Annotated in this window: 1 protein-coding gene; it reads left to right on the top strand. The window is 75.5% G+C overall.

The features are described 5' to 3' along the window. The coding region (locus AMK13_RS34390) for a SpoIIE family protein phosphatase (RefSeq protein ID WP_158077782.1) at positions 1 to 279 on the top strand (279 nt) is incomplete at its 5' end. Positions 280 to 306 lie beyond the last annotated feature (27 nt).

The following is a 306-nucleotide window of genomic DNA, read 5'->3' on the forward strand; positions in this document are numbered from 1 at the left end:
CGGCTGGCGGCGGGGGAGCCGACCACCTGGGCCCAGCCGTTCGGGGCGGAGGACGTGCTGGTGCTCTGCACGGACGGGGTGATCGAGGCGCGGCACCGGACGAGCGGCGAGTTCTACCCGCTGGCGGAGCGGGTCGGGCCGCTGGTGCGGGGGGCCGCGCGCTCGGAGGGGGAGCTGGAGACGGCGGTCGGGCGGGTGTACGCGGACCTGCTGGCGCACACGGGTGGGGAGTTGCGGGACGACGCGTTGTTGCTGCTGATCGTGCGGACGGATGGGTGAGGGGGCCTGCGGGGGTCTTCTGTGGGG

Source organism: Streptomyces sp. CB02056 (assembly GCF_001905545.1).
Classification (GTDB): domain Bacteria; phylum Actinomycetota; class Actinomycetes; order Streptomycetales; family Streptomycetaceae; genus Kitasatospora.